The sequence below is a fragment of the Streptomyces sp. NBC_00250 genome, assembly GCF_036192275.1.
In the GTDB taxonomy this organism is placed as follows: Bacteria; Actinomycetota; Actinomycetes; order Streptomycetales; family Streptomycetaceae; genus Streptomyces.
Map to the genome: position 1 here is coordinate 8,779,428 of NZ_CP108088.1, position 26,361 is coordinate 8,805,788.

22 protein-coding genes, 1 pseudogene and 1 riboswitch are annotated in these 26,361 nt (G+C 71.4%); of the genes and pseudogenes, 16 read left to right on the forward strand and 7 right to left on the reverse strand.

The features are described 5' to 3' along the window. Positions 1–106 precede the first annotated feature (106 nt). Positions 107–898, forward strand: a complete 792-nt coding sequence (locus tag OG259_RS39545; RefSeq protein ID WP_328946664.1) for a thioesterase family protein — start codon at positions 107–109, stop codon at positions 896–898. Positions 899–921: 23 nt separating this feature from the next. Here the strand turns inward: OG259_RS39545 and OG259_RS39550 are convergent, their stop codons facing one another. After that, on the reverse strand, positions 922–1,977 hold the full coding sequence (locus OG259_RS39550) for a helix-turn-helix transcriptional regulator (RefSeq protein WP_328946665.1): 1,056 nt from the start codon (positions 1,975–1,977) through the stop codon (positions 922–924). A gap of 113 nt (positions 1,978–2,090) precedes the next feature. On the opposite strand from OG259_RS39550, the gene OG259_RS39555 reads away from it, so the two are divergent. Together OG259_RS39555 and OG259_RS39560 are read left to right on the forward strand one after the other, a co-directional pair. Further along, on the forward strand, positions 2,091–2,378 hold the full coding sequence (locus OG259_RS39555; protein WP_328946666.1) for a hypothetical protein: 288 nt from the start codon (positions 2,091–2,093) through the stop codon (positions 2,376–2,378). 409 nt (positions 2,379–2,787) lie between these two features. Further along, positions 2,788–3,219 (forward strand): VOC family protein, encoded by a 432-nt coding sequence (locus OG259_RS39560; RefSeq protein ID WP_055645611.1) that lies wholly within the window; start codon positions 2,788–2,790, stop codon positions 3,217–3,219. 120 nt (positions 3,220–3,339) lie between these two features. On the opposite strand, the gene OG259_RS39565 is transcribed toward OG259_RS39560, so the two are convergent. From OG259_RS39565 to aceA, 3 genes are all read right to left on the reverse strand, one after another. Next, positions 3,340–4,233 carry a 3-hydroxybutyryl-CoA dehydrogenase gene (locus OG259_RS39565; protein ID WP_328946667.1) on the reverse strand — a complete coding sequence of 298 codons (894 nt, stop codon included), beginning with the start codon at positions 4,231–4,233 and terminating at the stop codon, positions 3,340–3,342. Then, positions 4,230–5,828 (reverse strand): malate synthase A, encoded by a 1,599-nt coding sequence (gene aceB, locus OG259_RS39570; RefSeq protein WP_328946668.1) that lies wholly within the window; start codon positions 5,826–5,828, stop codon positions 4,230–4,232. Before aceB ends, OG259_RS39565 begins: the two co-directional genes overlap by 4 nt. Positions 5,829–5,928: 100 nt before the next feature. Further along, positions 5,929–7,239: an isocitrate lyase gene (gene aceA / locus OG259_RS39575; RefSeq protein WP_328946669.1), complete on the reverse strand. Its 1,311-nt coding sequence runs from the start codon at positions 7,237–7,239 to the stop codon at positions 5,929–5,931. Positions 7,240–7,605: 366 nt separating this feature from the next. Here aceA and OG259_RS39580 point away from each other — a divergent pair, with 366 nt between their 5' ends. Beyond that, positions 7,606–9,021 carry a short-chain fatty acyl-CoA regulator family protein gene (locus tag OG259_RS39580; protein WP_328946670.1) on the forward strand — a complete coding sequence of 472 codons (1,416 nt, stop codon included), beginning with the start codon at positions 7,606–7,608 and terminating at the stop codon, positions 9,019–9,021. Positions 9,022–9,057: 36 nt separating this feature from the next. Here the strand turns inward: OG259_RS39580 and OG259_RS39585 are convergent, their stop codons facing one another. After that, a complete protein-coding gene (locus tag OG259_RS39585; protein ID WP_328947318.1) occupies positions 9,058–9,531 on the reverse strand; it encodes a diadenosine tetraphosphate hydrolase in 474 nt (157 codons plus the stop codon). Positions 9,532–9,650: 119 nt separating this feature from the next. After that, a riboswitch (cobalamin riboswitch) is annotated at positions 9,651–9,829 on the forward strand. 229 nt (positions 9,830–10,058) lie between these two features. Here OG259_RS39585 and OG259_RS39590 point away from each other — a divergent pair. From OG259_RS39590 to OG259_RS39610, 5 genes are read left to right on the forward strand one after another with little or no spacing between them, the layout of a single operon-like run. Then, positions 10,059–11,558: a CoA-acylating methylmalonate-semialdehyde dehydrogenase gene (locus OG259_RS39590; protein WP_328946671.1), complete on the forward strand. Its 1,500-nt coding sequence runs from the start codon at positions 10,059–10,061 to the stop codon at positions 11,556–11,558. Then, positions 11,555–12,706, forward strand: coding sequence for an acyl-CoA dehydrogenase family protein (locus OG259_RS39595; RefSeq protein WP_328946672.1), 1,152 nt, complete (start codon positions 11,555–11,557; stop codon positions 12,704–12,706). The genes OG259_RS39590 and OG259_RS39595 overlap by 4 nt, the downstream gene beginning before the upstream one ends. After that, positions 12,703–13,779 (forward strand): enoyl-CoA hydratase/isomerase family protein, encoded by a 1,077-nt coding sequence (locus tag OG259_RS39600; protein WP_328946673.1) that lies wholly within the window; start codon positions 12,703–12,705, stop codon positions 13,777–13,779. Before OG259_RS39595 ends, OG259_RS39600 begins: the two co-directional genes overlap by 4 nt. Then, positions 13,776–14,696 (forward strand): 3-hydroxyisobutyrate dehydrogenase, encoded by a 921-nt coding sequence (gene mmsB, locus OG259_RS39605; RefSeq protein ID WP_328946674.1) that lies wholly within the window; start codon positions 13,776–13,778, stop codon positions 14,694–14,696. The genes OG259_RS39600 and mmsB overlap by 4 nt, the downstream gene beginning before the upstream one ends. Further along, positions 14,693–15,478 carry an enoyl-CoA hydratase gene (locus tag OG259_RS39610; RefSeq protein ID WP_328946675.1) on the forward strand — a complete coding sequence of 262 codons (786 nt, stop codon included), beginning with the start codon at positions 14,693–14,695 and terminating at the stop codon, positions 15,476–15,478. Before mmsB ends, OG259_RS39610 begins: the two co-directional genes overlap by 4 nt. Before the next feature lie 239 nt (positions 15,479–15,717). On the opposite strand, the gene OG259_RS39615 is transcribed toward OG259_RS39610, so the two are convergent. Next, entirely contained in the window at positions 15,718–16,380 is a 663-nt protein-coding gene (locus OG259_RS39615) for a deoxynucleoside kinase (RefSeq protein ID WP_328946676.1), read from the reverse strand. Between the two features lie 457 nt (positions 16,381–16,837). After that, a complete protein-coding gene (locus OG259_RS39620; protein WP_328946677.1) occupies positions 16,838–17,836 on the reverse strand; it encodes a zinc-dependent alcohol dehydrogenase family protein in 999 nt (332 codons plus the stop codon). 113 nt (positions 17,837–17,949) lie between these two features. On the opposite strand from OG259_RS39620, the gene OG259_RS39625 reads away from it, so the two are divergent. The 7 genes and pseudogenes from OG259_RS39625 to OG259_RS39655 all read left to right on the forward strand — a co-directional run bounded on the left by OG259_RS39625 (position 17,950) and on the right by OG259_RS39655 (position 26,319). Then, positions 17,950–18,270 (forward strand): ArsR/SmtB family transcription factor, encoded by a 321-nt coding sequence (locus OG259_RS39625; RefSeq protein WP_266901305.1) that lies wholly within the window; start codon positions 17,950–17,952, stop codon positions 18,268–18,270. Positions 18,271–18,413: 143 nt separating this feature from the next. Then, a pseudogene (locus OG259_RS39630) lies at positions 18,414–18,665 on the forward strand (FAD-dependent monooxygenase); the annotation flags it as partial. Positions 18,666–18,810: 145 nt separating this feature from the next. Further along, positions 18,811–19,314 (forward strand): hypothetical protein, encoded by a 504-nt coding sequence (locus OG259_RS39635; RefSeq protein ID WP_328946678.1) that lies wholly within the window; start codon positions 18,811–18,813, stop codon positions 19,312–19,314. Continuing rightward, positions 19,314–20,756, forward strand: coding sequence for a hypothetical protein (locus OG259_RS39640; RefSeq protein WP_328946679.1), 1,443 nt, complete (start codon positions 19,314–19,316; stop codon positions 20,754–20,756). The genes OG259_RS39635 and OG259_RS39640 overlap by 1 nt, the downstream gene beginning before the upstream one ends. Then, positions 20,753–22,195: a VWA domain-containing protein gene (locus tag OG259_RS39645; protein WP_328946680.1), complete on the forward strand. Its 1,443-nt coding sequence runs from the start codon at positions 20,753–20,755 to the stop codon at positions 22,193–22,195. The genes OG259_RS39640 and OG259_RS39645 overlap by 4 nt, the downstream gene beginning before the upstream one ends. A 96-nt stretch (positions 22,196–22,291) precedes the next feature. Continuing rightward, positions 22,292–23,413: an ATP-binding protein gene (locus OG259_RS39650; RefSeq protein WP_266901300.1), complete on the forward strand. Its 1,122-nt coding sequence runs from the start codon at positions 22,292–22,294 to the stop codon at positions 23,411–23,413. After that, positions 23,410–26,319 carry a hypothetical protein gene (locus OG259_RS39655; protein ID WP_328946681.1) on the forward strand — a complete coding sequence of 970 codons (2,910 nt, stop codon included), beginning with the start codon at positions 23,410–23,412 and terminating at the stop codon, positions 26,317–26,319. The genes OG259_RS39650 and OG259_RS39655 overlap by 4 nt, the downstream gene beginning before the upstream one ends. Positions 26,320–26,361: the final 42 nt, after the last annotated feature.

The window sequence follows — 26,361 nt, forward strand, 5'->3', positions numbered from 1 at the left end:
GTATCGGAAACGAATCCGTATCCGATACGGGCCCCCAGAGCCCTCGATGGCGGGCGGTGCCCTGCCTGTACCTGCCCGCACATGCCCGCACAGGAAGGAACTGGTCATGTCCCATCCCGAGGCGTTCTACGAACGGCTGACCGCGAACCGATTCGCACCGACCGAAGGCACCAGGGGGCCCTGGAACCCGGACTCCCAGCACGCGGGTCCGCCGGCGGCGCTGCTCGCGCGGGCGGTCGCGGATCGGCCCGGAGCACGTGTCGACATGCGTATCGCGCGGATCACCTACGAGATCCTGCGCCCCGTTCCGATCCGCCCGCTCCAGGTGACCACCACCGTCCTGCGCTCGGGCCGCAGCGTCGAACTCGTCGAGGCTGAGCTGGCGCCCGAGGGCGGGGAACCGGTCATGCTGGCCCGGGCGTTGCGCATCAGGACTGCGGCTGACTCCGGCCCCTCGGTGTCGCAGGGCCCTCTGGTACCGCCGCCGGGCGACGGCGTGTCGGGCCTCTTCTTCCCCGTGCCGTGGGAGATCGGCTATCACACGTCGATGGAGTACGCCTTCACCGCCGGCTCCTTCACCGAGCGTGGTCCCGGCACGTGTTGGCTACGGATGCGCATTCCCCTCGTCTTGGGTGACGAGCCGCAGCCGATGGACCGGGTCCTGGTGGCCGCCGACTCCGGGAACGGCGTCAGCAACGCTCTCGACCCGTCGAGCTACCTCTTCGTCAACGCGGATCTGACGGTGCATGTTCACCGCGACCCGGTCGGTGAGTGGGTCTGCCTCGACGCCCGTACGAGCGTGGACTCGTCCGGTTCCGGGCTCGCTGACACACAGCTCCACGACGAGAAGGGGCCGATCGGCCGGAGCGCCCAGAGCCTCTACGTGGCTCCGCGCTGAGTTCGACAGGCGCCGGGCCGGGCTCAGGACCCCAGTGCCCGCGCCAGGAGCTCACGGCGGTGGTGTGTGCCCGTCTTCGCGAAGACCGACTTGAGGTGGTCCTGGACCGTGTGGGCGGACAGGGACATCGCATGCGCCGCCGCGCCGGTGTCGGCGCCCTCCGCGAGGAGGCCGAGGAGTTCCGTCTCGCGCGCCGTCAGCCCGTGGGTCCGGCAGAACACGTCCAGGCGGTCGGCGGGTGTGGTCTCCTCGATCGTCACGGCGATCTCCCGCTCGGACTGTTGCACTTCGGAGCCCGGGGCGTCGTCGATCCGGGCCGCGCGCAGCGTCAGCCACAGACCATCGGCGAGGTGTACGCGCGCGCGGGGCGGGTTCGGGTCGATCCCCGCCTCGCCGGCCAGGAGCTGCGCGGCCACGTTGTACGCGGCCGCCGGAATCGGTGCCTGTCCTCCCTCCGGTGGGATCAGACCCGCCAGATAGGTGGGAGCCTCGGGCGTCTGGCCGCGCACCCGCAGGTCGGGGGAGAGCAGCAGAACCAGCGGGCCCGGACGTCCGGCACCCGGCGGGCGGGCGGGGAAGGCCGCGGCCTGCGCGCGCCGGAGGGCCTCGGTGACCGCTGCGCCGACCGCGTCCAGATAGGCCAGGTCCGCGGCGCCGAACTCGGCTCCGTACCGCCACAGATCGAGGAACCCCCAGCATCCGAAGCGGTCGCGGAAGACCGCCGACGCCACGTCCCGCACCCCGGCCGGGCGAAGCAGCTCCGTCCACAGCGGCCCCCTGTCGCCCTCCGGCAGACCGCTCAGCGCCGCGGCACCCGTCAGGGAGGTCCAGCGGTCGGCGGAGGTCAGATACTTGAGCCGGATCAACCGGGGCAGCTCCGGCAGGAAGGGGACCCGGGCCACCGGAGAGCACCCCACCGAGGTCACCGGGTCGGTCAGCAGGAACGCGAACGCCTCGACGTCCAGCAGCCCCCGGAACTCCCGGAGCAGGCTGACCCGGAGAGCGTGCGCGTCCCCGCCGGTCGCGCAGATCCGCAGGACGCGTTCGCGGGAGCGGGCGTGGGAGGCGGGCAGAGCCATGGGCGGAGCGTACGGGCCGAAACCCCAGAAATCTGGGATGTACGCGACCGGGCACCGTCACCCACGCTGGAACCGTTCCCCCGAGAAACCACGTGCCTCTGGAGGGAGGAGCCGTGATCACCCTGCACATCGAGCACCCGATCACCGACTACACCGTGTGGAAGCAGGCGTTCGACCGTTTCGCCGACGCCCGCCGGGACGCCGGAGTCCTCCGGCACCGGGTGAGCCGCCCCGTCGACGACCCCGCCTACGTCATGGTCGACCTGTCCTTCGCCACCGCCGAGCGAGCCGAGGGCTTCCTGGACTTCCTGCGCACGCGCGTGTGGGCGAGTCCCGCGCAGGCCCCGGCCCTGATCGGGGCGCCCGTCACGCGCCTGCTCGCCACGGAGGAGGAGGCCTGACCGGGTGCAGATGTGCCGTTCTCGTCCGGGGCAGTCCCTCGGGCGCGAGCTGGCGCCGGGGCGGCTGCGTCGGAGCAAGCGGTGGTGATCTCGTCGAGTCATGTCCAGTCTGCCGTGGAGCGCCGGCAGTTCGGCATAGGCAGGGAGGGTGTTCTGGGTGAGGTAGCGATCCGCGGCTATGTCCTGGCTCGCGGATGGTCGGTCTGCTGCAGGTAGTCGTGAGGGCGGAGGGCGGAGGGCGGAGGGCGGTACGGGTACTGCACCGAAGCGTCTGTGTGCCGGCGGTAGGTGGCTGAGCCGGCCACCAGGGCGCGAAGTCGCCTTCACCCCGCCCCATGTGCGGAACATCCCACAACGTGCGGACCTCCCGACCTGGGGCGATGAGCAGGGCCCCTGTTATCGTGCGCCGATGTCAACGATCAAACAGTTCCAAGTGACCTTCGACTGCGCGGAGCCTGCGCGCCTCGCCGCCTTCTGGTGCGAGGTGCTGGGGTACGTCGTACCGACGGTCCCGGAGGGCTTTGCCACGTGGGAGGAGTACCACCGCTCGCTGCCGCCCGAGGATGAGATCTACTTCGCGTGCACTGATCCCTCGGGTGTGGGCTCGCGCTTGCTCTTCCAGCGAGTTCCCGAAGGCAAGGTCGTCAAGAACCGGGTGCATCTCGATGTGCGGGCCGGCGCCGGGCTCGTGGGTGAGGAGCGCCTGGCCACACTCGAGGCCGAATGCGCACGGCTGATGGCGCTCGGCGCGAAACACGTGCTGACGCAGCGCGCCGATGGCGTCAACGAGTCGTGCATCACGATGCAGGACATCGAGGGCAACGAGTTCTGCCTCGCCTGACTCTCCTCGTGGAGCCGACCGCCCGCATGCAGGAGGGCGGGAAGCCTCCACGCTTCCCGCCCTCCTGCAGGCGCACGGCACCGGACCCTCACCCGCTGCCTTCCACGCCGCCCAGGGCCCTCAGCCCGAGCTACCGGGTCTCTCCTCCCGGCGGTATGTGTGAAACCCGCGCCCCGTTTTGCGGCCGAGCAGTCCCGCTTCCACCATCCGCAGAAGCACCGGCGGTGGCGCGTAGAGGGGTTCCTTGAACTCGTCGTAGAGGGACTCGGCGATCGACGCGACCGTGTCGAGGCCGATCAGGTCGGCGAGCTTCAGCGGCCCCATCGGGTGGGCGCAGCCCAGTTCCATGCCGCGGTCGACGTCTGTCGCGGTGGCGAAGCCGGACTCGGTCATGCGGATCGCCGACAGCAGGTAGGGGACGAGGAGGGCGTTGACCACGAAGCCGGCCCGGTCGCGGGAGTGGATGACGGTCTTGCCCAGGGTCCGGGTGGCGAAGTCCGTCACGTCCGCCGTCACCTCGGGGGAGGTGTGCAGGGTGGTGACGACCTCGACAAGCGGCAGTACGGGCACGGGGTTGAAGAAGTGCAGTCCGATGACTCGGTCGGCGCGGCCGGTGGCCATTCCCAGGCGCATCACGGGTAGGGAGGAGGTGTTCGTGGCCAGGATCGCCGCCGGATCGTCGACGATCTTGTCGAGGGCAGCGAACACCCCCGTCTTGGCGTCGGGGTCCTCGGTGACGGCTTCGACGACGAGCTGCCGGTCGGCGAGGTCGGCGAGGTCCGCGGTGACGGTGATCCGGTCGAGGGCGGCCTCGGCGGAGGTGCGGTCGAGCTTGCCGCGCTGCACGGCGCGTTCGAGGGAGACGGCGATCCGTTCTCGGGCCTTCGCCGCCGCCGGGCGGGTCGCTTCGCAGAGCAGGGTGTCGAGTTCCGCCCGTGCGCAGACCTCGGCGATGCCGGCGCCCATCCGGCCACCCCCGACGACTCCGACGCGGCGGATGTCGGCGGGGCTCATGCCTGCGGCTCCGTGGTCGTGGTGCGGACGAGGTGGCGGCTGTACGCCTCCGGGGTGAAGAAGAGCGGCAGCTCGGCCGCGAGCGCGGTCCGCTCGAACAGCTCGCGGACCTCATCGAGCGCGGCCCACGGGTATTCCGCGCCGAGCCGGGCCAGCTCCTCGTCGAGCACCAGGAGCACGGACTCCCGGTCGATCACCCGATGGCGCAGCCACTGCCAGACCTGGACGCGGGCGATCTCGGCCGTGGCGGCGTCCTCCATCAGGCCGTCGAGGGCGACGGCTCCCCGCCCCCGCAGCCAGGCGTCGAAGTAGCGCAGGGCCACCGAGACGTTGGTCCGCACGCCTTCCTCCGTCGGCGGGCCACTGATCCGGCGCACGGACAGCAGATCCGTGGCCGTCACCTGGACGTCCTCGCGGCCGCGGTCGAGCTGGTGGGGACGGTCGCCGAGCACCCCGTCGAAGACCTCCTGGCAGACCGGGACGAGCCCCGGGTGCGCGACCCAGGAACCGTCGAAGCCGTCCTCGGCCTCCCGTTCCTTGTCGAGCCGGACCCTGGCGAGGGCGGCTTCGCGCGTGGCGGGGTCCTTGCCCGGAACCTGGGCGGCCATGCCGCCGATGGCGTGGGCGCCGCGCCGGTGGCAGGTGCGGACGAGGAGTTCGGTGTACGCCCGCATGAAGGGCGCGGTCATGGTGACCTCGGCCCGGGCGGGGAGCAGGAAGTCGGTGCGGTGGCCGAAGGTCTTGATGAGGCTGAACAGGTAGTCCCAGCGACCGGCGTTGAGCCCGGCGCTGTGCTCGCGCAGCTCGTGGAGGATCTCCTCCATCTGGAAGGCGGCGGTGACCGTCTCGATGAGGACGGTGGCACGCACGGTGCCCCGAGGGATGCCGAGGAGCTCCTGGGCGAGGACGAACACGTCGTTCCACAGCCCGGCCTCGTAGTGGTTCTCCAGCTTCGGGAGGTAGAAGTACGGGCCGTGGCCGGCGTCGATCTGGCGCTGGGCGCAGTGGAAGAAGTACAGGCCGAAGTCGACGAGGGAGGCGGGGACCGGGCGGCCGGCGAACTCCAGGTGTTCCTCGTCGAGGTGCCAGCCGCGTGGCCGGACCATGATCGTGGCGGGATTCTCGCCGAGGCGGTACTCCTTGCCGCTGTCGGCGGTGAAGTCGATCCGCCGCTCGATGGCGTCGAGGAGGACGAGCTGACCCTCGATGACGTTGTCCCAGGTGGGCGCGGTGGCATCCTCGAAGTCCGCCATCCACACGCGCGCACCGGAGTTGAGCGCGTTCACCGCCATGCGGCGCTCGGGCGGCCCGGTGATCTCGACGCGGCGGTCGGTCAGGCCGGGGGCGGGCGGGGCGACCCGCCAGGTGCGGTCGGCACGGACCGCCGAGGTGGCGACCGGGAAGTCGAGTGGTGAACCGGTGGCGAGCCGGATGGCCTGCCGCCGGCGTTCCTTCAGGAGCCACTGGCGGCGTTCGCCGAAGGCGGCGGCGAGCCTGCCGACGAAGTCGAGGGCGGCGGGGGTGAGGATCTCGTCGTGTCGGTCGCCTGGGGCGGCAAGGACGCGGACGTGACGGGTCAGGGCGCTGGTGGTCATCGGACTCTCCTGAACTGCGAGCGGGAACGGGGGCGGGCGGGGACGGTCGCTCGCCCCCGTTCATCCGGAGGCGCGGGCCGGTCGAGCGCCGGAGGGCGGGCTAGTGGAACTGCTCTTCCTCGGTGGAGCCGGCGAGCGCGGTCGTCGAGGAGGCCGGGTTGACGGCTGTGGAGACCAGGTCGAAGTAGCCGGTGCCGACCTCGCGCTGGTGCTTCACAGCGGTGAAGCCCTGCGCCTGCGCGGCGAACTCCCGCTCCTGGAGGTCGACATACGCCGTCATGCCGTGGTCCGCGTAGCCGCGGGCGAGCTCGAACATGCCGTGGTTGAGGGAGTGGAAGCCCGCCAGGGTGATGAACTGGAAGCGGTAGCCCATCGCGCCCAACTCCCGCTGGAACTTGGCGATCTGGTCGTCGTCGAGCGAGGCCTTCCAGTTGAAGGACGGCGAGCAGTTGTACGCGAGCATCTGGTCCGGGTGCTGGGCGTGGATCGCCTCGGCGAAGTCGCGGGCCTGCGCCAGGTCCGGGGTGCCGGTCTCGACCCAGATGAGATCGGCGTACGGGGCGTAGGCGAGGCCGCGGGCGATGACGGGCGCCATGCCGTTCTGGACGCGGTAGAAGCCCTCGGCCGTGCGCTCGCCGGTCACGAACCGCGCGTCGCGCTCGTCGACGTCGCTGGTCAGCAGGTTCGCGGCGAGGGCGTCGGTACGGGCGATGACCAGGGTCGGGGTGTCGGCGATGTCCGCCGCGAGCCGGGCCGCGTTGAGGGTCCGGATGTGCTGGGCGGTCGGGACGAGGACCTTGCCGCCGAGATGACCGCACTTCTTCTCCGAGGCCAGCTGGTCCTCGTAGTGGATACCGGCCGCACCCGCCGCGATCATCGCCTTGGTCAGCTCGAAGGCGTTGAGCGGACCGCCGAATCCGGCCTCGGCGTCGGCCACGATCGGCGCCAGCCAGTCGATGCCCTCGTCGGCCGAAGCGGTCGAGCCGCCCTCGGCGGTGGCGATCTGGTCGGCCCGCAGCAGGGCGTTGTTGATCCGACGGACCACCTGGGGAACGGAGTTGACCGGATAGAGGCTCTGGTCGGGGTACGTGTGTCCGGCCTGGTTGGCATCGGCGGCGACCTGCCAGCCCGACAGGTAGATCGCCTGGAGGCCGGCCCGCACCTGCTGGACGGCCTGGCCGCCGGTGAGCGCGCCGAGCGCGTGGACGTAGTCCCGCTCGTGGAGCTGCCGCCAGAGCCGTTCGGCACCGCGCCGGGCCAGGGTGTGCTCCTCGCGGACGCTGCCGGAGAGCCGGACCACGTCCTCCGCGGTGTACGTCCGCTCGATCCCGGCCCAGCGGGGGTCCGTCGCCCAGGCTGCGGCCAGCTTCGCCCCGGCCGTCGCCGCTGCCGTCGTGTTCGTGTCTGCCATGACCGTCACCGTCTCCATGAGTCGTTCGAGCGGGCCGTGCACGTCAAAGGTGCAAAGGCTTGGCACTGTGTGCCGTCGTTTGGGGTGCGGCCCGCCGTCCCTTGTGGAACGAGCTGAGCAATCGCGCCTGACCGCCGACCTGTACCCGCCGGGATCACCGACATCAGGGCATGAATCGCGCCCGGTGGTACCGCCTGCGCCGCCTGGACCGGCGGGCCGCAGGACGACTCTCCCAATGACACTCGGTGCCATCAACCGTGGACGATTGCCAACTTCTGCGCATCTTCTCGCGCGGATCTGCCAAGTTTGCGAAGGCCGTCCCACACGGATTCCGGCGTAGTGTGGGGCGGGAGTCGAGGGGGTCGGGTGAGCAAGACGTATGCGGGTGCGCGGCTTCGGCGGCTGCGCGAGGAGCGGCGGATGAGCCAGGCCGAGCTGGCTCGGGTCCTGGCCATCTCGCCCAGCTACCTGAACCAGATGGAGCACGACTCACGCCCGCTGACCGTTCCCGTCCTGTTGCGGCTCACCGAGGCCTTCGGCGTCGATCCGGGTTTCTTCTCGGAGCGCGACACCAGCCGGCTGGTCGCGGACCTGCGCGAGGCGCTGGCCGGCGAGGTCGCCGAGGCCCGCGTCTCCGCCTCCGATCTCGCCGAGCTGGCTGCCCGGATGCCGGCCGTGGCCCAGGTCCTCCTCGACCTCGGTCGCCGTGGGCAGCGGCTCGCGGAGGGCCTGGCCGGGGTGACGGACGGCCGGGACGGCGACCGCGGCGGCGCCCTCTCCCCGCACGAGGAGATCCGCGAGTTCTTCTACCGTCGCCAGAACTACCTCCACGACACCGACCTCGCCGCCGAGGAACTGGCCCACGGCATCGGGATCCGGCCCGGAGAGGTCGTCCGCGCCCTCTCCGGCAGGCTGGCGGACCGGCACGGTGTACGGGTTGTCGGGGACGCGGCGGCCGGGTCCGAGCGGCTGCACCACTACGAGGAATCCATGCGGGTCCTCCACCTCTCCGCACGGCTGCGGCCCGGCCAGCAGGCCTTTCGGATGGCCACGCAGCTGGCGCTCCTTGAGTACGGGGACGAGCTCGACCGGCTCGCCGCCGAGGACTTCCCGGTCGGCTCCACCCCGCACGGCTTGGCCCGGATCGGCATCGCCAACTACTTCGCGGCCGCGCTGATCCTCCCGTACCGTGCCTTCCACACGGCTGCCGAGACGTTCCGCTACGACATCGAGCGGCTCATCGACCACTTCGGCCTCGGCTACGAGACGGTCTGCCACCGGCTGAGCACCCTCCAGCGCCCCAGGCTGCGCGGGGTCCCCTTCTCCTTCGTCCGCGTCGACCGGGCGGGGAACATGTCCAAGCGGCAGTCCGCGACCGGATTCCACTTCTCCCGCGCGGGCGGCACCTGCCCGCTGTGGAACGTGTACGAGGCCTTCGCCGCGCCCGGCCGGATCCACGTCCAGGTCGCCGCCATGCCCGACGGACAGCGCTTCCTGTGGACGGCCCGCGCCGTCACCCGGCACCGGGGCGGCTGGGGCGAGCCCGGCAAGACCTTCGCCATCGGCCTCGGCTGCGAGATCCGCCACGCGTCCCGGCTCGTCTACTCGGACGGCATCGACCTCGACAACACCGGGGCGGCCACCCCGATCGGGATGGGCTGCCGGCTCTGCGAGCGCCTCGACTGTCCTCAGCGCGCGGTCCCGCCGCTGGGCCGCCCGCTCGCCGTCGACGAGAACACCAGCACCTTCGTCCCGTACAGGGTGGCCGACGACCGGGCGTGAGACCTCGAAAGCCCACGTCCTCAGCCGGTGGGGATCTCAGTCCGAGAGGCCGTCGAGTGCGTCGCCGATCGCCGCGCGCAGAGTGTCGTGCCGCGGGCCGAGCGCGTACCGCTCGTCGCTCCACCGCTCCCTCGGGTACAGCCACACCGGCATCCCCACGAGATCGGCAGACTCCCACTCGTACCGGGGCCAGACGTGGGCGTGCAGGAAACCGTCGGTGTTGCCGAGGATCTCCAGGTTCACGCGCCGGAACGCGGGGTCGAGGCGCCGGCATGCGCGCTCGACGGCTTCGCCGAGGTGGTCCATGTCGGAGAGGAAGCGGAGACGCCGGGCCTTCGAAAGCTCCGAAAGCCGCTGAACAGCCGGATCGTCCGTCAGAAGCACGGAGTACCCGGGGAGGAACTGGACGTCCCCGATGACCGCGAATCCGGCGTGGAGACGCCTGAGAACCGTGGGGTTCTCACTCCGAAGCGCGCTTCCGATGCGATCCGCCCGCCAGTCGATCGTCATGTCGTCCTGCATGTCGTCCTGCATGTCGTCCGTCATGGCAGCCGACCGTACCGGTGCGCGATCGCCTTCAGCCCGCCCTGCCGGAGTGGGGGGTGGACTTACTAGGACGTCCAACTATATGTTCGTGACAAGCCCGCGGTGCAGGGAAGCCGGTGTGAATCCGGCGCGGTCCCGCCACTGTGACCGGGGAGTGTGCTTTCCAGCAGTTGAGGCCACTGACGGCAACCATCCGTCGGGAAGGCCGGAGAGCGCGCGCTGATCCGGGAGTCAGGATACCGGCCGTGGGGTGTTCCGTGTTGTCCACGAGGATGGAGCAGACACGCATGGCACCGGTACGTGACCACGGCCCAGGTGATCCGGCGGAGTACCCGAACGACGAGGCCCTGTCCCCGCGTTCGTGACTCGACGAAGGCGACCGGCCTTCCCCTGTCCCGCGGCCGGACCCGCGAAGCGCACCCCGATCGGTGTCGTGCCGCGCCCCCTTGCCGCGCCTTCCTCGGATCCTCACCTGACGAGAGCAGGCTTCGATGGTCCGCGAACTCACCCATTTCATCGGCGGAAAGCACACCACCGGCACGTCCGGTCTCTTCGCCGACGTGTACGACCCCAACACCGGCGCGGCACAGGCCAGAGTGCCCCTGGCCGGGCGCGCCGACACCGAGGCGGCGATCGCCGACGCCGAGGAGGCCCAGCGGGAGTGGGGCCGGTGGAATCCGCAACGGCGCGCCCGCGTGCTGCTGCGCTTCCTCCAACTCGTCGAAAGCGAAAGGGAGTCCATCGCGCGACTGCTCTCCGCGGAACACGGCAAGACCGTCGCCGACGCCCACGGCGACCTGCAACGCGGCCTGGAAGTGGTCGAGTTCGCTGCGGGAATCCCGCACCTCCTCAAGGGCGAGTTCACCGACAACGCCGGCACCGGCATCGACGTGCACTCGCTCCGCAGCCCGCTGGGCGTCGTCGCCGGGATCACTCCCTTCAACTTCCCGGCGATGATCCCGCTGTGGAAGGCCGCACTCGCCCTGGCCTGCGGGAACGCGTTCATCCTCAAGCCGTCCGAGCGCGATCCCTCCGTACCCCTGAGGCTCGCCGAGCTCTTCCTGGAGGCCGGACTCCCGCCCGGCGTGTTCAACGTCGTCAACGGCGGCGAGGAAGCCGTCGACACCCTCCTCGAAGACCCCCGCGTCCAGGCCATCGGCTTCGTCGGCTCCACGCCGATCGCCGCGCACATCTACGCCACCGCCGCCGCGCACGGCAAGCGCGCGCAGTGCTTCGGCGGTGCCAAGAACCACATGATCGTGATGCCGGACGCCGACCTCGACCAGGCCGCCGACGCGCTGATCGGCGCCGGCTACGGGTCTGCCGGCGAGCGCTGCATGGCGATCTCCGTCGCCGTACCCGTGGGCGAGGAGACCGCCGACGCACTGGTCGCGAAGCTGAAGGACCGCATCGCGGGCCTGCGCATCGGCACCTCCGACGACCCGGACGCCGACTTCGGGCCGCTCGTCAGCCGAGACGCCCTGGACCGCGTCAACCGCTACGTCGGTATCGGTGTCGACGAAGGCGCGGAACTCGTCGTGGACGGACGGGGGTTCAGCCTCCCCGGCCATGAGAACGGCTTCTTCGCGGGCGCCTCGCTCTTCGACCGGGTCACCCCCTCGATGCGGATCTACCAGGAGGAGATCTTCGGCCCGGTGCTGGGCGTCGTACGCGCCGCCGACTACGAGGAGGCCCTGCGGCTGCCCAGCGAGCACCCCTACGGCAACGGGGTGGCGATCTTCACCCGCGACGGCGACACGGCCCGCGATTTCACCCGCCGTGTCGACACCGGCATGGTCGGCGTCAACGTCCCCATCCCGGTCCCCGTGGCGTACCACAGCTTCGGCGGCTGGAAGCGCTCCGGCTTCGGCGACCTGAACCAGCACGGCCCCGACGCCATCCGCTTCTACACCCGGACCAAGACCGTCACCTCGCGCTGGCCCTCCGGGGTCAAGGAGGGCGCGAGCTTCACCATCCCGACGATGGGATGAGCGCCGTGACCACCCTCACCGAGGACCAGCTCGCCCTCGCCGAAGTCACCCTGGACTTCGCCCAGGAACAGCTCGCCCCCCACGCCGTGACCTGGGACCAGGACAAGCACTTCCCCGTCGACGTCATCCGCAGGGCCGCCTCACTCGGACTCGGCGGGGTCTACGTACGGGAGGAGCACGGCGGCTCCGGACTCACCCGGGCCGACGGCGTCCTCGTCTTCGAGACCCTGGCGACCGGCTGCCCCTCCATCGCCGGCTACCTCTCCATCCACAACATGGTCGCCTGGATGATCGACCGGTACGGAGACCACGCCCAGCGCGCCCGATGGCTGCCCGGCCTCTGCTCCGCCGAAGCCCTGGGCAGCTACTGCCTCACCGAACCGGGCGCGGGCTCGGACGCCGCCGCCCTGCGCACCCGCGCCGAGCGGGACGGGGAACACTACGTGCTGACCGGAGTGAAGCAGTTCATCTCCGGCGCCGGCGCCTCCGACGTGTACGTCGTGCTGGCCCGCACCGGAGGGGTCGGCCCGAGCGGGATCTCCGCCTTCGTCGTCGAGAGGGGCGACCCGGGAGTCTCCTTCGGTGGGAACGAACGCAAGATGGGCTGGAACGCCCAGCCCACCCGCCAGGTGGTCCTCGACGGAGTGAGGATTCCCGCCGACCGGCGGCTCGGCGCCGAGGGCGAGGGTTTCCGCATCGCCATGCACGGCCTCAACGGCGGCCGCCTCGGCATCGCCGCCTGCTCCCTCGGCGGCGCCCAGAGCGCACTCGACCGCAGCCTCACCCATCTCGCCGACCGCGAGGCCTTCGGCAGCCGACTGCTCGACGCCCAGGCCCTCCAGTTCCGGCTGGCCGACATGGCCACCGAGCTGACCGCCGCCCGCGCGCTGGTACGGCAGGCCGCGGAGGCCCTCGACCGCGGCGACCCACAGGCTGCGCAGCTCTGCGCCATGGCCAAGCGGTTCGCCACCGACACCGGGTTCTCCGTCGCCGACCGGGCGCTGCAACTCCACGGTGGATACGGCTACTTGAGCGAGTACGGCATCGAGAAGATCGTCCGGGACCTGCGGGTCCACCGCATCCTGGAAGGAACCAACGAGATCATGAACGTCATCGTCGCCCGAGCCCTGACGGAGCACCTGCGATGACCGGGAACGAGGAGGTCGTCGTCGGCACCGAGGGCCGGACGGGCCGACTGATCCTCAACCGCCCCGAGGCCCTGAACGCGCTCAGTCACGGCATGGTGCTGCGGATCGAGGAGGCGCTCATCGCCTGGCGGGACGATCCCGCCGTCGAGACGGTGGTGATCTCCGGGGCGGGGGAGCGCGGGCTGTGCGCGGGCGGCGACATCCGCGCCATCTACGAGGACGCCCGGGGCGGCGGCACGGAATCCGCCGACTTCTGGCGGGACGAGTACCGGCTCAACGCCCTGATCGCCCGCTATCCCAAGCCGTACGTCGCCCTCATGGACGGCATCGTGATGGGCGGTGGCGTCGGCGTATCGGCCCACGGCACCGTACGGATCGTCACCGAGCGCTCCCGGGTCGCCATGCCCGAGACGGGAATCGGCTTCGTCCCCGACGTCGGCGGCACCTACCTCCTCGCGCTGGCGCCCGGCGAGCTGGGCACCCACCTGGCCCTGACCGGGACGGCTGTCGGCGCCGCCGACGCCATGCTCTGCGGCCTCGCCGACCACTTCGTACCGGCCGAGCGGCTCGACCGGTTGACGACAGGGCTCGCGCAGTCGTCCGTACACGACGCCCTGGCGGCACACGTAGGGCAGGCGCCGCCCGGTCGACTGGCCTCCCAGCGGGAGTGGATCGACCACTGCTACGCCGCTGACACGGTCGAGCAGATCATGGACCGACTCCTCGCGAGCGGCGTGGCGGCCGCCCAGGAGGCGGCCGCCACCCTGGCCGCCAAGTCCCCGACCGCGCTCAAGGTCACCCTGACCGCGGTGCGCCGGGCCCGTGGGCTCGGCCCGTTGGAGCGGGTTCTGGAACAGGAGTACCGAGTCTCCTGCGCGGCCCTGGACTCACCCGATCTCGTCGAGGGCATCCGGGCCCAAGTCATCGACAAGGACCGTGATCCCCGCTGGTCGCCCGCCGCCCTCGCCGACGTCACGGGTGAGGACGTGGCCCGGTATTTCGCCCCGCTCGGCATCGACCGTGAGCTGAGGCTTCCCGCCGTCACCGACTCGTTCCAGGAGGTGCCCTGGTGACCACCGTCATCGCCTTCATCGGCCTCGGTCGCATGGGCGGCCCGATGGCCGTCAACCTGGCCGCCGCCGGCCACCGGGTCCTCGGCTTCGACCTCGTCCCCGACGCGCTGACCACCGCATCCGCGAGCGGGGTGGAGGCGGCGGAGTCCGCCGTCGCGGCCGCCGCCGAGGCGGACGTGGTGATCACCATGCTGCCCGCGGGACACCATGTCCTCGCCCTCTACCGCGACGAGGGCCTCCTGGCGGCCGCGAAGCCCGGCACGCTGTTCATCGACTGTTCCACCATCGACGTCGCCGACGCGCGTGCCGCCCACGAAGCGGCCTTGGCTGCCGGACACCCGGCCTTGGACGCCCCTGTCTCCGGCGGGGTCGTGGGCGCGGAGGCCGCCACCCTCACCTTCATGGCCGGGGGCGAAGAGACGGAGTTCGCCCGGGCGGAGCCGCTGTTGGCCGTCATGGGCAAGAGGGTCGTGCACTGCGGAGGCGCGGGCTCGGGCCAGGCCGCCAAGATCTGCAACAACATGATCCTCGGCATCTCCATGATCGCCGTCAGCGAGGCCTTCGTCCTCGGCGAGAGCCTCGGCCTGTCACACCAGGCGCTCTACGACGTCGCCTCCACCGCCTCCGGCCAGTGCTGGGCCCTCACCGCCAACTGCCCGGTCCCCGGGCCCGTTCCGACGAGCCCGGCCAACCGGGACTACCTCCCCGGGTTCGCGGCGCCCCTCATGGCCAAGGACCTGGGACTCGCCGCCGACGCCCTGCGTACCGCCGGCATCGACGCCGGACTCGGCCCGCGCGCCGCCGAGATCTACGCCGCCTTCGCGGCGGGCGACGGAGCGGCCCAGGACTTCTCCGGCATCGTCCACGTCCTGCGCGACACAGCCTCGGAAGCACCGAAGGGAACGACCACCGCATGACCGGGACCGGCTACGAAACGATCACCGTCGAGCGTACGGGCGACCGCACCGCGCTGCTCACGCTCAACCGGCCGAAAGCGCTCAACGCCCTCGACCTCCAGGTCATGCACGAGGTCGTGGCCGCCACCGAGGCCCTCGACCGGGACCCGGACATCGGCTGCATCGTGCTCACCGGATCCCCGAAGGCCTTCGCGGCCGGCGCGGACATCAAGGAGATGCAGCCGCAGGGGTACATGGACATGTACCTCACCGACTGGTTCACCGCCTGGGACCGGCTGGGTGACCTCCGTACTCCGACCGTCGCTGCCGTCTCCGGCTACGCCCTGGGCGGCGGCTGCGAGCTGGCCATGCTCTGCGACATCCTCCTCGCCTCGGACACGGCCGTCTTCGGTCAGCCCGAGATCAAGCTGGGCGTGATCCCCGGCATCGGCGGCTCCCAGCGCCTCACCCGGGCCGTGGGCAAGGCCAAGGCGATGGAACTGTGCCTGACGGGCCGCACCATGGACGCCGTCGAGGCCGAACGGGCAGGTCTGGTCTCCCGTGTCGTCCCGGCCGACGACCTCCTCACCGAGGCCCTCGCGGTCGCGGAGACCGTCGCCGGGATGTCGAAGCCGGTCGCCATGATGGCCAAGGAGGCCGTCAACCGGGCCTTCGAAACCACCCTGGCCGAGGGTGTTCGCTTCGAACGCCGCCTGTTCCAAGCGGTGTTCGCCACGGCCGACCAGAAGGAGGGCATGTCCGCCTTCGTGGACAAGCGTGCCCCGCTCTTCACCCACCGCTGACCCGCGCCCTTGCCTCGGCCGCCTCTCTCCCCACGTGCGAGGGAGGCGGCCGCCTTCCAGGGCAGGCTTCGGATGCCGACAGGTGACAGCCGACCCCATCGGCCGGGGCCGGCTGCCGAGCGGAGGTGCCATGACGCCGTCGTCGTGGTGGGGGGAGTCGATCACTCGTCCGTGGCAGGTCCGCGAAGCGGCAGCCGCGAGGCGGATGGGCCACGTGAGCTTGCTGCGCGACGGCGGGCTCAGGCGCGGTCGGCGACGGCCGCCAGGGCGTCCTTGACCTCCTGCGCCACGCGGGCCGCGTCCTCGGGGTTGTTCACGACGTCCGTGTGGTTCATGTCGACGACGAGGACGTCGCTGGCCGAGTAGTGCTTGTGCACCCAGTCGTCGTACCCCGACCACAGCGTCCGGTAGTACTCGACGAGGCTCTCGTCCTGCTCGAAGTCGCGCCCCCGCAGTCCGATGCGGTGCAGCACCGTCTGGAAGTCCGCCTTGAGATAGACCATGAGGTCGGGCGCCTTGCGGTACGGCAGACCGTCGATCTCGCGCATCATCTCGTCGAGCAGCCCCTCGTACACCCGCATCTCGAGGGAGCTGATCCGGCCCAGGTCGTGGTTGACCTTGGCGAAGTACCAGTCCTCGTAGATGGACCGGTCGAGAACGCTGTCGTCCTGCTTGTACGCCTCCTTGATCGACGCGAACCGCGTCTGCAGGAAGTACAGCTGGAGGAGGAAGGGATAGCGCTTCGCCTGGATCTCTTCGGGGCTCGCCGAGTAGAAGAGAGGAAGGATCGGGTTGTCGTCGACGCTCTCGTAGAAGACCGCGGTCCCCAGCTCCTTGGCGAGCAACTCTGCCACGCTCGTCTTGCCGATTCCGATCATGCCACCGACGCAGATCACCGGCATACCTCACTTCTCCATGGGTCTTCTCTTCGCGGACGGGGGGCTGGGTCTTCCGTACCACTGAGACGCCCGCCCATGGTCACGCGATTCCCCGGATCCTCGTGATCAACATCACGGGGTCCCCGCCAGGGCCAGGCCCTGTTCAGGCTGCACTCATCGGCCGGCCCGCCACTCCGCGGCCGGAGCGTCCGGCGACGAGTCACCGCCTCACAGCCGCCCCGCATTCTAGATGATGATTGCCCTGATTCGTGGCGAGCTTCTGTCCGCGCTGAGGGCCCCCGGCTCTGCCGCACGACGACGTCGTGGCGCGCATGCGAGTGGCAGTGGAGGGCGCGGTGGGCGATGCGCCGCGCGTGGTCCCGTACAGGGCGGCGCCGGGGCCGTCGTGACGGCCCCGGCGGACGCGGTGCACGCCACCCTGAGGGGAAGCCGGCCTCCCCGGCCGAACGACGCGCGGCCGTCAGTGCCCCACGGTCACCACGATCTTGCCGAACTGGGTGCCGGACTCCATGTGCCGGTGCGCCTCGGCGATCTCTTCCAGCGGGAACAGGCGGTCCACCACCGGAGTCAGCGACCCGGTGCGCAGGCCCGAGGCGATGAACGCCGTGGCGCGGCGCATCCGCCCGGGGTCCCTGGTGATCTCCAGCATCGTGTACGTGCGCATGTTCAGCGCGGGCATGCCCAGGTCGAACCCGGGATAGGGGGTGGGCAGCCCGCTCTGCGCGCCCCACAGGAACACCGTCCCGTCCGCGGCCATCGCGCGGGCCAGGTCCACCACGCCCGGTCCGGCGACGGCGTCGAAGGCGAACTCGACGCCCCGGCCGCCGGTCAGCTCGCGCAGGCGTTCCGTCACGTCCTCCTCGTCGGAGACGATCACCTCGGCCGCCCCCGCTTCCAGGAGTCGCTGCCGCTTGGCCCGGGTGCGGGTCACGGCGACCGGCACGGCGCCCACGCGGTCGGCGGTCTGGATCGCGGCGAGGCCCACGCTGCTGGAGGCCGCGGTCACCACCGCCACGTCACCCGCCCGCATCCCTCCCACCTCGACCATCGCTCCGTAGGCCGTGAGGTACGGCATCCACACCGCCGCGCCCGTCACCGCGTCCACGCCGTCCTCGCGAGGCAGGATCGCGCTCGCCGGAACGACGGCCCGCTCGGCGTACACGCCGTAGTCGTTGTGCGAGAAGCTCGGAACGACGCTGACCGCCTGGCCCGCTTCGAGGCCGGTCACCCCGGTGCCGATCGTCTCGATCACGCCGGCCGCCTCGTTGCCGAGCCCGGAGGGCAGGCGTGCCGGCTGCTCGATGTACCGGCCGCTCCGGAACAGCGCCTCCGCCCTGTTGAGGCCGATGGCGTCCACGCGGATGCGTACCTCCCCGGCGCCCGGCTCGCCGGGGTCCAGGTCCTCCAGCCGTAACACCTCGGGTCCGCCGAGCTCGTGGAACCGCACAGTCCTTGCCATGGCAACGTCCTTCGTTCGCCGGAGACGTCGCGGGGACGTCGTGGGGACGCCGCCACCGTGGCATGAAAGTACGATCGTGGTCAAACTTTGATGGTCGTCGTACTATGGTGCCCATGGAACGCACGCCGCCCCACCCCGACGTCTCGGAGTTCGACCTTCAGCAGGTGCTGGAGGCGCTCGTCGACCCCGTGCGGCGGAGCATCGTCGCGCAGCTCGACGCCGGGGACGCGGACATCGCCTGTGGCGGCTTCGACATCTCCGTCAGCAAGTCCACGGCCACCCACCACTTCAAGGTGCTCCGTGAGGCCGGGCTCATCCGACAGCACTACGCCGGGACCTCCCGGATGAACACCCTGCGCCGTGCCGACATGGACGAGGCGTTCCCCGGTCTTCTCGACGCCCTCACGGCAGCGCATCGGCGCGGGAGGCGTTGAACCGGCCCGAGTCCTCGCACTCCCGGCCTCCGACTCCCGTTTCCCCTCGCATCCCCGTCACGTGGACGCGCTCGGCGTCGGCTGGGGGCCGGGTTCGAGTGCGACGTCCTGACGATCGCCGACCCCGCGGGGAACGCCCTCGCCCGCATCTCGCCCAAGGCGCCGCCATGGCCGTGGAGGACGCCCTCGTCCTCGCCGAGTCCCTGGACGCGGCGCTCTCCCTGCCGGCCGCCCTGGAGGCGTGGGAGGCCCGCCGCAGGCCCCGGGCCATGTGGGTGCAGGCCATGTCACGCGCGGTCCTCAGGCAGGAGATGGGAGCGGCGACGACCGTGGAGGAGGACGCGCTCCTGGAGGTCGGCATCCCGGGCGCCGCCGACGTCCTGGCGAAGCCCTACCAGGGACACGGGAAGGCGGCCAGTTCTGGCCTCTCCACGGTCCGGGGGCGGTGTTCTGAGCCGTTGTCAGTGGGCGGGGATAGGTTCGTTCTCGTTCCGCCGAAACGGCGAGGACATCCCCTTTGACGTGCATGGGAGAGGTACGTTGTCGGTCTGGGAGAGGTCGAGTACGGCGCGGGTGGTACCGCCCGCACGACCGCGGAAACTCGCCAAGGTGCCGTTCGTCGAGCTTGCCGACGGACGGCTGCAAGGAGTCGTGTCCAGCGGGTCCGACGTGGGACGCGTGTACGTGTCCTCGATCGCGACCGGGACGTACGCCTTCGCGTGCAGCACCAACAACAACCGCCCCTGCGGCGGCGCGCGCGGCACCTACTGCAACCACATCCGCGCGCTGGTCGGCGAAGCCGTCCTGCAGTACGGGGCCGAGCGTGTCGCCCGGTACCTGAAGGCCGACACGTCGGACACCGAGCCCGACGCCCACAAGCTCGTCGCGGTGATGACCGCCACGCGCCCCGCGCAGGGCGACACCTCGGCCGCGGCGCCGGTGTTCAGCCGGTTCCTCCGGCACCTCGCCTATCTCGAACTGGAGCCGACCACCGCGCCGCTGCCCGAGATGCAGTGGTTCCCGCCGACGAGGAAGGTCGCCTGATGCGTACGGACCTCCTTTCCGACCCCGTCGACGGGCTCGACGAGGCACTGACCGCCGTCGACGCCTTCGACCGGGTGCTCGTCTCCGGACTGCTCCGCCCTCAGCCCGCCCAGGCCGCCGGCCTGGCGGCGCTCGCCACCGCCGTCGCCGGCACTCCGCTGGCCGTGACGGTCGCCGAGGCCGCCGACAAGGCGGCGGCCGGCGCCGCCGGCGAGGACCACCTCGTCGCGCTCGCCGCCGCCCGCACCGCCCTCATGGGCTCCGTGCACGACGCCCTGACGGACCGCGTCGCGGACATCACCGGCCGGCCGCGCGCCGAGCGGAACACCCCGGACACCGCGGCGGACGAGCCCGGAGCCAACGTGCTCGCCGCCGCCCGCGCCTGGCTGTGCGACCTCGCCCGCGCGGGCTGGCAGGGCATCGACCACGAACTGGTCGCCGGCGCCGCCCCCGTGGTCTCCGCGATGCTGCCGGACCCGCGCCTGCGCCGACAGGCCACGCTGCTCGACGGCTTCGCCGCCGAACTCGCCGCCTCCTGCCCCGGGGCCACCCTGGACCGCGTCCCGGTGCGCCGCTGGGCCGACCTGTGGACGCGCGCGATGCTCCTGACCCTGCCGGGTGCCACCCGGACGCCCGCCCCGTCCACCGCGACCGGCCGACTGCTGCCGCTCGGCGTGGACGTACAGGAGCACGCGACCGCCGTACAGGCCCAGGTCCACGCGGTGTTCGAACCCGCCGACGGCACGGAACCGCGCCTGGTCCGGGCGGCGGTGTCCGCGCCCAAGCCGGACACCGTCGTCGGCGCGGGCCTGTGGCAACTGCTCCGGCCGCGCATGTCGCTGCTCGCCGCCGTGGGGGAGGGCCGTGCCATGGACCTCGACGCCATGCCCGTCACCGCCGAGGGCGACCTCGTCTGGGACGACGAGCGGGCCCGTACGGGCGAGCCCGCGGACCCCTTCGCCACGGCCCGGGTGATCCTGTCCACCGCCACCGACCCGGTGACCACCCCGCTGGACCGGCACCCCGCACGGATCGCCGTCCCCGTCTTCCTTGAGGGATACGCGGCTGAGGGCGAGCGTGCGGCTGAGGGCGAGCGCGCGGCGGAAGGCGAGGCCGGTGACGGGGACGATGGACAGCTGACGTTCACGTTCGCCGGGCACCGGCTGGCCGTCGACACCGACCGCATCCCGGCCGCCGGTCCGCTCACCCCTGAGGCGGTCGCCGCGTCCGGCGCGTGCCTGGGCCTGCTCCGATGGGACGCGGGGGAGTTCGTCCTCCAGCCGATCGCCGTCGAGACGACCGTTCGCAAGAAGACCGTCGCCGTCCACGCGGGCGCGTGGGCCGGCGGCACCACCGACAAGGTCGGTGCCCGGGCCGAGAAGGCGGCCACGGACTCCGTCGCCGTCCTGCGCGAACGAGCCGGAAAGCTGCTGCGCAAATGACCGACGACACGGCCCCGGCAACCCCTGCCGCCGCAATCCAGGCCGACCCCGCCCGACCACAGACCGACCCAGCCCGACCTCCTGCCGACCCCGCCCGACCCGCGGTCGGACCCGACCCCGACGACAACCGCCGCCAGGTTCTCTACTGGCGACTCCTCGCCCGGCTCTTCGACCCCGAGGAGCAGGCCGCCCTGGAGTCGGCGAGCCTCGCCGTCGTCGAGGACATCGGCCTGCCGTCGGCGCTGCTCGACCCGGGCGCGTCGGTCGACTCCGTCGTCCAGCGCCATCCGGAACTGGCCGATGAGTTCGACGGGTTGATGAAGCCGGAGCCCGAGCCGGACGGCGCCCGCGACCGGGCGGCCGAGGTGCGGCGCGCGGCACTCGCGTCCAAACTGCTGCTCAACGTCTTCTCCACCGGATCGGGAACGGTCTCCGCGGGCCAGCTGGCCCGCTGGCAGTCCGACGCCGGCTGGCTGGAGCGGTCGCTCGGCTGCCCGCCCGGCGGCCTGCGCGGCGGCCAGGGCGCCGGAGCGGTCCTCGACGGCGGCGGTCTCGGGCCCGAACTCGGCGCCGTCGAGGCCGATCTCGTCCGCCGCATGCACCTGCGCGAGGTGCTCGCCGACCCCGCCCTCGCCGCCCGGCTCACCCCCAGCATGTCGCTGATCGAGCAACTCCTCCGCGACAAGGGCAATCTGTCCGGCATCGCACTCGCCAACGCCAAGTCCCTCATCCGGCGCTATGTCGACGAGGTCGCCCAGGTGCTCCGCACCCAGGTCGAGAAGGCGACCGTCGGGGAGCTCGACCGCTCGGTCCCGCCCAAGCGGGTCTTCCGCAACCTCGACCTCGACCGCACCATCTGGAAGAACCTCACCAACTGGAGCCCGGAGGAGGAGCGGCTCTACGTCGACCGCCTCTACTACCGGCACACCGTCCGCCGGACCACGCCCCAGCGGCTCATCGTCGTCGTGGACCAGTCCGGCTCCATGGTCGACTCGATGGTCAACTGCACCATCCTCGCCTCGATCTTCGCCGGCCTGCCGAAGGTGGACGTCCACCTCATCGCGTACGACACCCGGGCGATCGACCTCACGCCCTGGGTGCACGACCCGTTCGACGTGCTCCTCCGCACCAATCTCGGCGGCGGCAACGACGGACCCGTGGCCATGGCCATGGCCAGACCGAAGATCGCCGAGCCGAAGAACACCGTCATGGTGTGGATCTCCGACTTCTACGAGTTCGACCGCTCACAGCCGCTGTTCGAGGGCATCGAGGCGGTCCACCGGTCCGGCGTGCGGTTCATCCCCGTCGGCTCGGTGACCAGCTCGGGACGGCAGGAGGTCAACCCCTGGTTCCGCGAGCGGTTCAAGGCCCTCGGCACCCCGGTGGTCTCCGGCCACATCAACAAGCTCGTACACGAACTCAAGACCTTCCTCACCTGAGACGCCCCGAGGCCCGGCCCCGCCGCCCCCACGGCACCGCGGAAGCCGCCGGCCCGCGCGTCCCGCACCCACGACCTGCCCAGAAAGGCCCTTCACATGTCCGACCTGCTCCGCGCTCCCGCCGAGATCAAGTACGCCGAGGAACTCGACTGGCTGGAGTCGATCGACGACAGCCCCAAGCCGTTCTCCTGGCGCCTCTCGCCGAAGATGGTCCGCCTGTTCATCCTCGGCTCCGAGCGCGCCGACGGTCTGGACCGGGAGGTGTCGCAGAAGTGGTTCGGCGACCGCAGCTTCGTCGAGCGCTCCATCGTCACCCTCGCCTCCGACCGCGGCCTGCTCCTGATCGGCGATCCCGGCACCGGCAAGAGCTGGCTCGCCGAGCTCCTCTCCGCCGCGATCAGCCGTAACTCCACACAGGTCGTCCAGGGCACCGCGGGCACCACCGAGGACCACATCAAGTACTCCTGGAACGTCTCGATGGTCATCGCCAAGGGCCAGTCCCGCGAGTCGATGATCCCCTCGCCGATCATGACCGCGATGGAGACCGGCACCATCGGCCGCTTCGAGGAGCTGACCCGCTCCACCAGCGACGTCCAGGACGCGCTGATCTCGATCCTCTCCGAGAAGTACATCTCGGTCCCCGAGCTCGACAGCGCCGGCGGCGAGAACATCGTCTTCGCCCAGCCCGGCTTCTCGGTCATCGCCACCGCCAACAGCCGCGACCGGGGCGTCAACGACCTGTCCTCCGCGCTGAAGCGACGGTTCAACTTCGTGCGCATCCCGGTCGTCACGAACAAGAAGAGCGAGGCGGAGATCGTCCGCTTCCGAACCGAGGAACTGCTCCGCAGGCACGCGATCGAACTGGACGTGCCGCCCACCCTCCTCGACGTCCTCCTCCAGAGCTTCGCCGACCTGCGGGCCTCCGCCGCCGCGGCCGGGAGCGACGACGAGAAGCTGGAGTCCGCCCTGTCCACCGCCGAGCAGATCGGCGTCCTGGAGGACGCGGTCCTCCACAGCGACTTCTTCGGCGAGCGCACCCTGACCGCACGCGCCCTCGCCGCCTCCCTGGTCGGCACGCTCGCCCGCCGCGAGCCCGAGGACCTGGCCATCCTCAACAAGTACCTGCACGGTGTCGTCGAGCCACGCGGCAAGGAAGAGGGCGGCTCCTGGCCCGAGTTCCTCGAAGGCGGCCGCGAAGCGATCGCGAAGCTGGCATGAGCAGCACCTCCGAGCAGCCCACGAGCCCGCCGTTCGCCGCCCTGCGCGGACAACTCCACGAAGCGGCGGCCGAGTTCTCCGGCGGACAGGACGCCCTGGAAGGCATCCTCCTGGGCCTGGTCGACGACGTCGACCGGGCGGTCGCCGAACCGCTGGAGATCTTCCCCGTCTGCCACCACTCGCCCGCCTCCGCCCTCGCCATGGCCCGCCGGCTGCGCGAGAAGCAGCCCAAGGTCGTGTACCTGGAGCTGTGCGAGGACATGGCGCCGCTCCTCACCGAGCTGCGCAACTGCCGGCTGCCCGTCGCCGTGCAGGCCTTCGCGAGCGACATCGACGGCTTCCCGCCCGACTGGGCGCCCCTGTCCGTCGTCGCCCCGATCACCGAGGCCTCCGCCGAGTACCAGGCCGTCGCGTACGCCCTCGACACCCCCGGCGTGGAACTCGTCCTCGTCGACCGCTCCTCCGACCACGTCTTCCAATGGGACCCTCGACAGCCGGCCGACGGCGAGACCCACACGGCCGGGACCGAACCCGAGGCAGCCCTCCACGGCGAGGCCGTCGGCGTCGAGATCGGCGACCTGCGGCCCCGCTTCGCCGAACTGGAGGAGCACCTGCTCCGCCACGGCAAGGTGCGGCACTGGTCGGAGTGGTGGCACCAGTACGTCGAGGTCCCGCTCGGCGACAGCGACCACGACACCTACCGCCAGGTCATGTTCCTCATCGGCAGCCTCTTCCGGCGCCTCGCCCCCGGCCAGGGGGAACGGGTGCGTGTCGACGAGGACCGCGAGCGCTACATGTGGACCCGGATGCGCGAGCACCTCGCCGCCACCGGCACCGACCCGGCGGACTGCCTGTACGTGTGCGGCGCCTTCCACGCGGCCAGCCGCGTCGACGAGTTCGGCGTCCACGGCGCGGGCGACTACACCATCACCCCGCGGACGGCCACGACCTGGCAGTACGGGCTGATCCCGTCCAGCCACGCGGCCATCGAGGCGCAGTTCGGCCTCGCCTCGGGCTCGGTGTCGATCGCCGCGACGGAGTGGGCCAAGAACCTCAAGCGCACCGGGGTGACGCCGTACCGCCTGGAGGGACAGGCCGGTACGAAGAAGCCGCGAACCACGAAGACGGCTGCGAAGGCCACCGCTGCCGAGCCCGTACCCGTACCGGCGGAGGACCGGCTCTCCGGCTTCCTCCAGCAGCCCCCCGTCCTCCACGGCCTCGACGAGGCCGAACTGCTCGGCTGGTCCGTGGACATCGTCCGCGCCGCCCGGCGCAACGGGTATCTGGCCTCCACCGCCGACGCGATCGCCGTCTTCGAGACCTCGATCCTGCTCGCCGCCATGCGGGACCGGGCCAAGCCCACGCCGTACGACTTCCAGGACGCGGCGGTCACCTGTATCGAGAAGGACACCGTCCCCGGCCGGCGGGACGTGCGCCGACTCGTCGAGATCATGATGGGCGGCGACCGGATCGGCCAGGTCGGCTACGACGCCCTGCCGCCCCTCGCCCGTGACGTCCACGACCGGCTGGCGCCCCTGGAACTGAACCTCCAGCAGCGCGGCGTACGGCGCGCCCTGCTCGACATGGCGTCCCGGCCCGAGCTGCGGGCCTGCTCGGACGTTCTGTGGATGCTGCGCCGACTGCTGCCGCCCGGCGCCGCACGCACGGTGATGGGGGAGCGGCGGCTCGGCGAACGGTCGATCCAGGAGTCCTGGGACCTGTCGCTCGGCACCCACCAGCGCGCCCTCATCGAGCTGGGCTACGAGGGCGTGAGCCTGGAGCAGGTACTGGAGCAGCGCCTGCGCCGTACCGCGTACGGACCGCAGGCCACCACGGCCGAGGTCCTCGCGGCCGTCGAGGACGCCACGCTCTTCCTCGGCGGCCGACGCCTCGCCGACGAGCTGGGGACGCGGGCCCTCGACGTCCTGGCGGGCGAGCGCACCGTGGACGGGGCGCCGGAGGTACTGCGCCGGGTACGCGGCCTCCTGGCTTACTACCGCACCAGCGAACCGGTCCTGCCGCCGTGGATCGAGGCCTTCGTCAGAACCGGGTACGCGCACTACTGCACGCTGCTGCCGACGGCGTTCCGCGACGAGGACGCGACCGTGGGCCAGGTGGCGGCGATGCTGGGCTTCCTGTTCAGCATGGAGAGCCTGGCGCTGTCACTCGGCTGCGACCGTACACAGCTGGAGCTCGCCGTCGCCCAGTCCCACCCGCGGGACCCCGCGAAGACGGCGCTGCTGTGGGCGGCCCAGGTCCAGCTCGGCACCCTCTCCAGGGGCGAGCTGCGCGGGCGCTGCGACGAACTCCTCGGCAACCCCCTGGTGGTGCCCTCCTACCCCCGCTACCTCAGCGGATTCGTGCACGCCCTGGAGCCGGTACCGGGACTCGCCGACGTCGTCGTGGAAGCCGTGTCGAACGCCTTCGGACGGCTTCCCGACCCCGTACTGCTGCCGTGGCTGCCCACGCTCATCACCACGCTGCGGTCGAACGCCGCCGAGCTGGCCCCCCTGCTCATCCGCGAGGCGGGGCGGATCTTCCCGGCCCGGCTCGCGGCCCTGGACGCCTGGGTCCCGCCGTGGCACGAGCAGCCGGGGGAGCGGACGCCCCTGGCGACCGCCTCGCCACGCGGCGCGGCGCTGCTTCCCCTCCACCCGGAGACCTGCGACGCGGTCGCGGACCTCCTGGGCTGCACGGACGGCTGGGCCCCGGCGGCCGGGCCGGTCACCGGCCCGACCGGCGCGGCACTGTTGTTCACCCATCGGGCCGCCTGCGACGCGGTCGCGGACCTGCTGGGCTGCGGCGACCCGTGGACGCCCACCGCCCACGAGCTCCGTCCGCCGTCTCTGACGACGAGCCACCCGGCCACGGCCCATGCGGTGGCGGCCCTCCTCGCGACGGTGTGACACCGCACCCCTCGCACCGCGGGCTCCGGACACCGCACACGT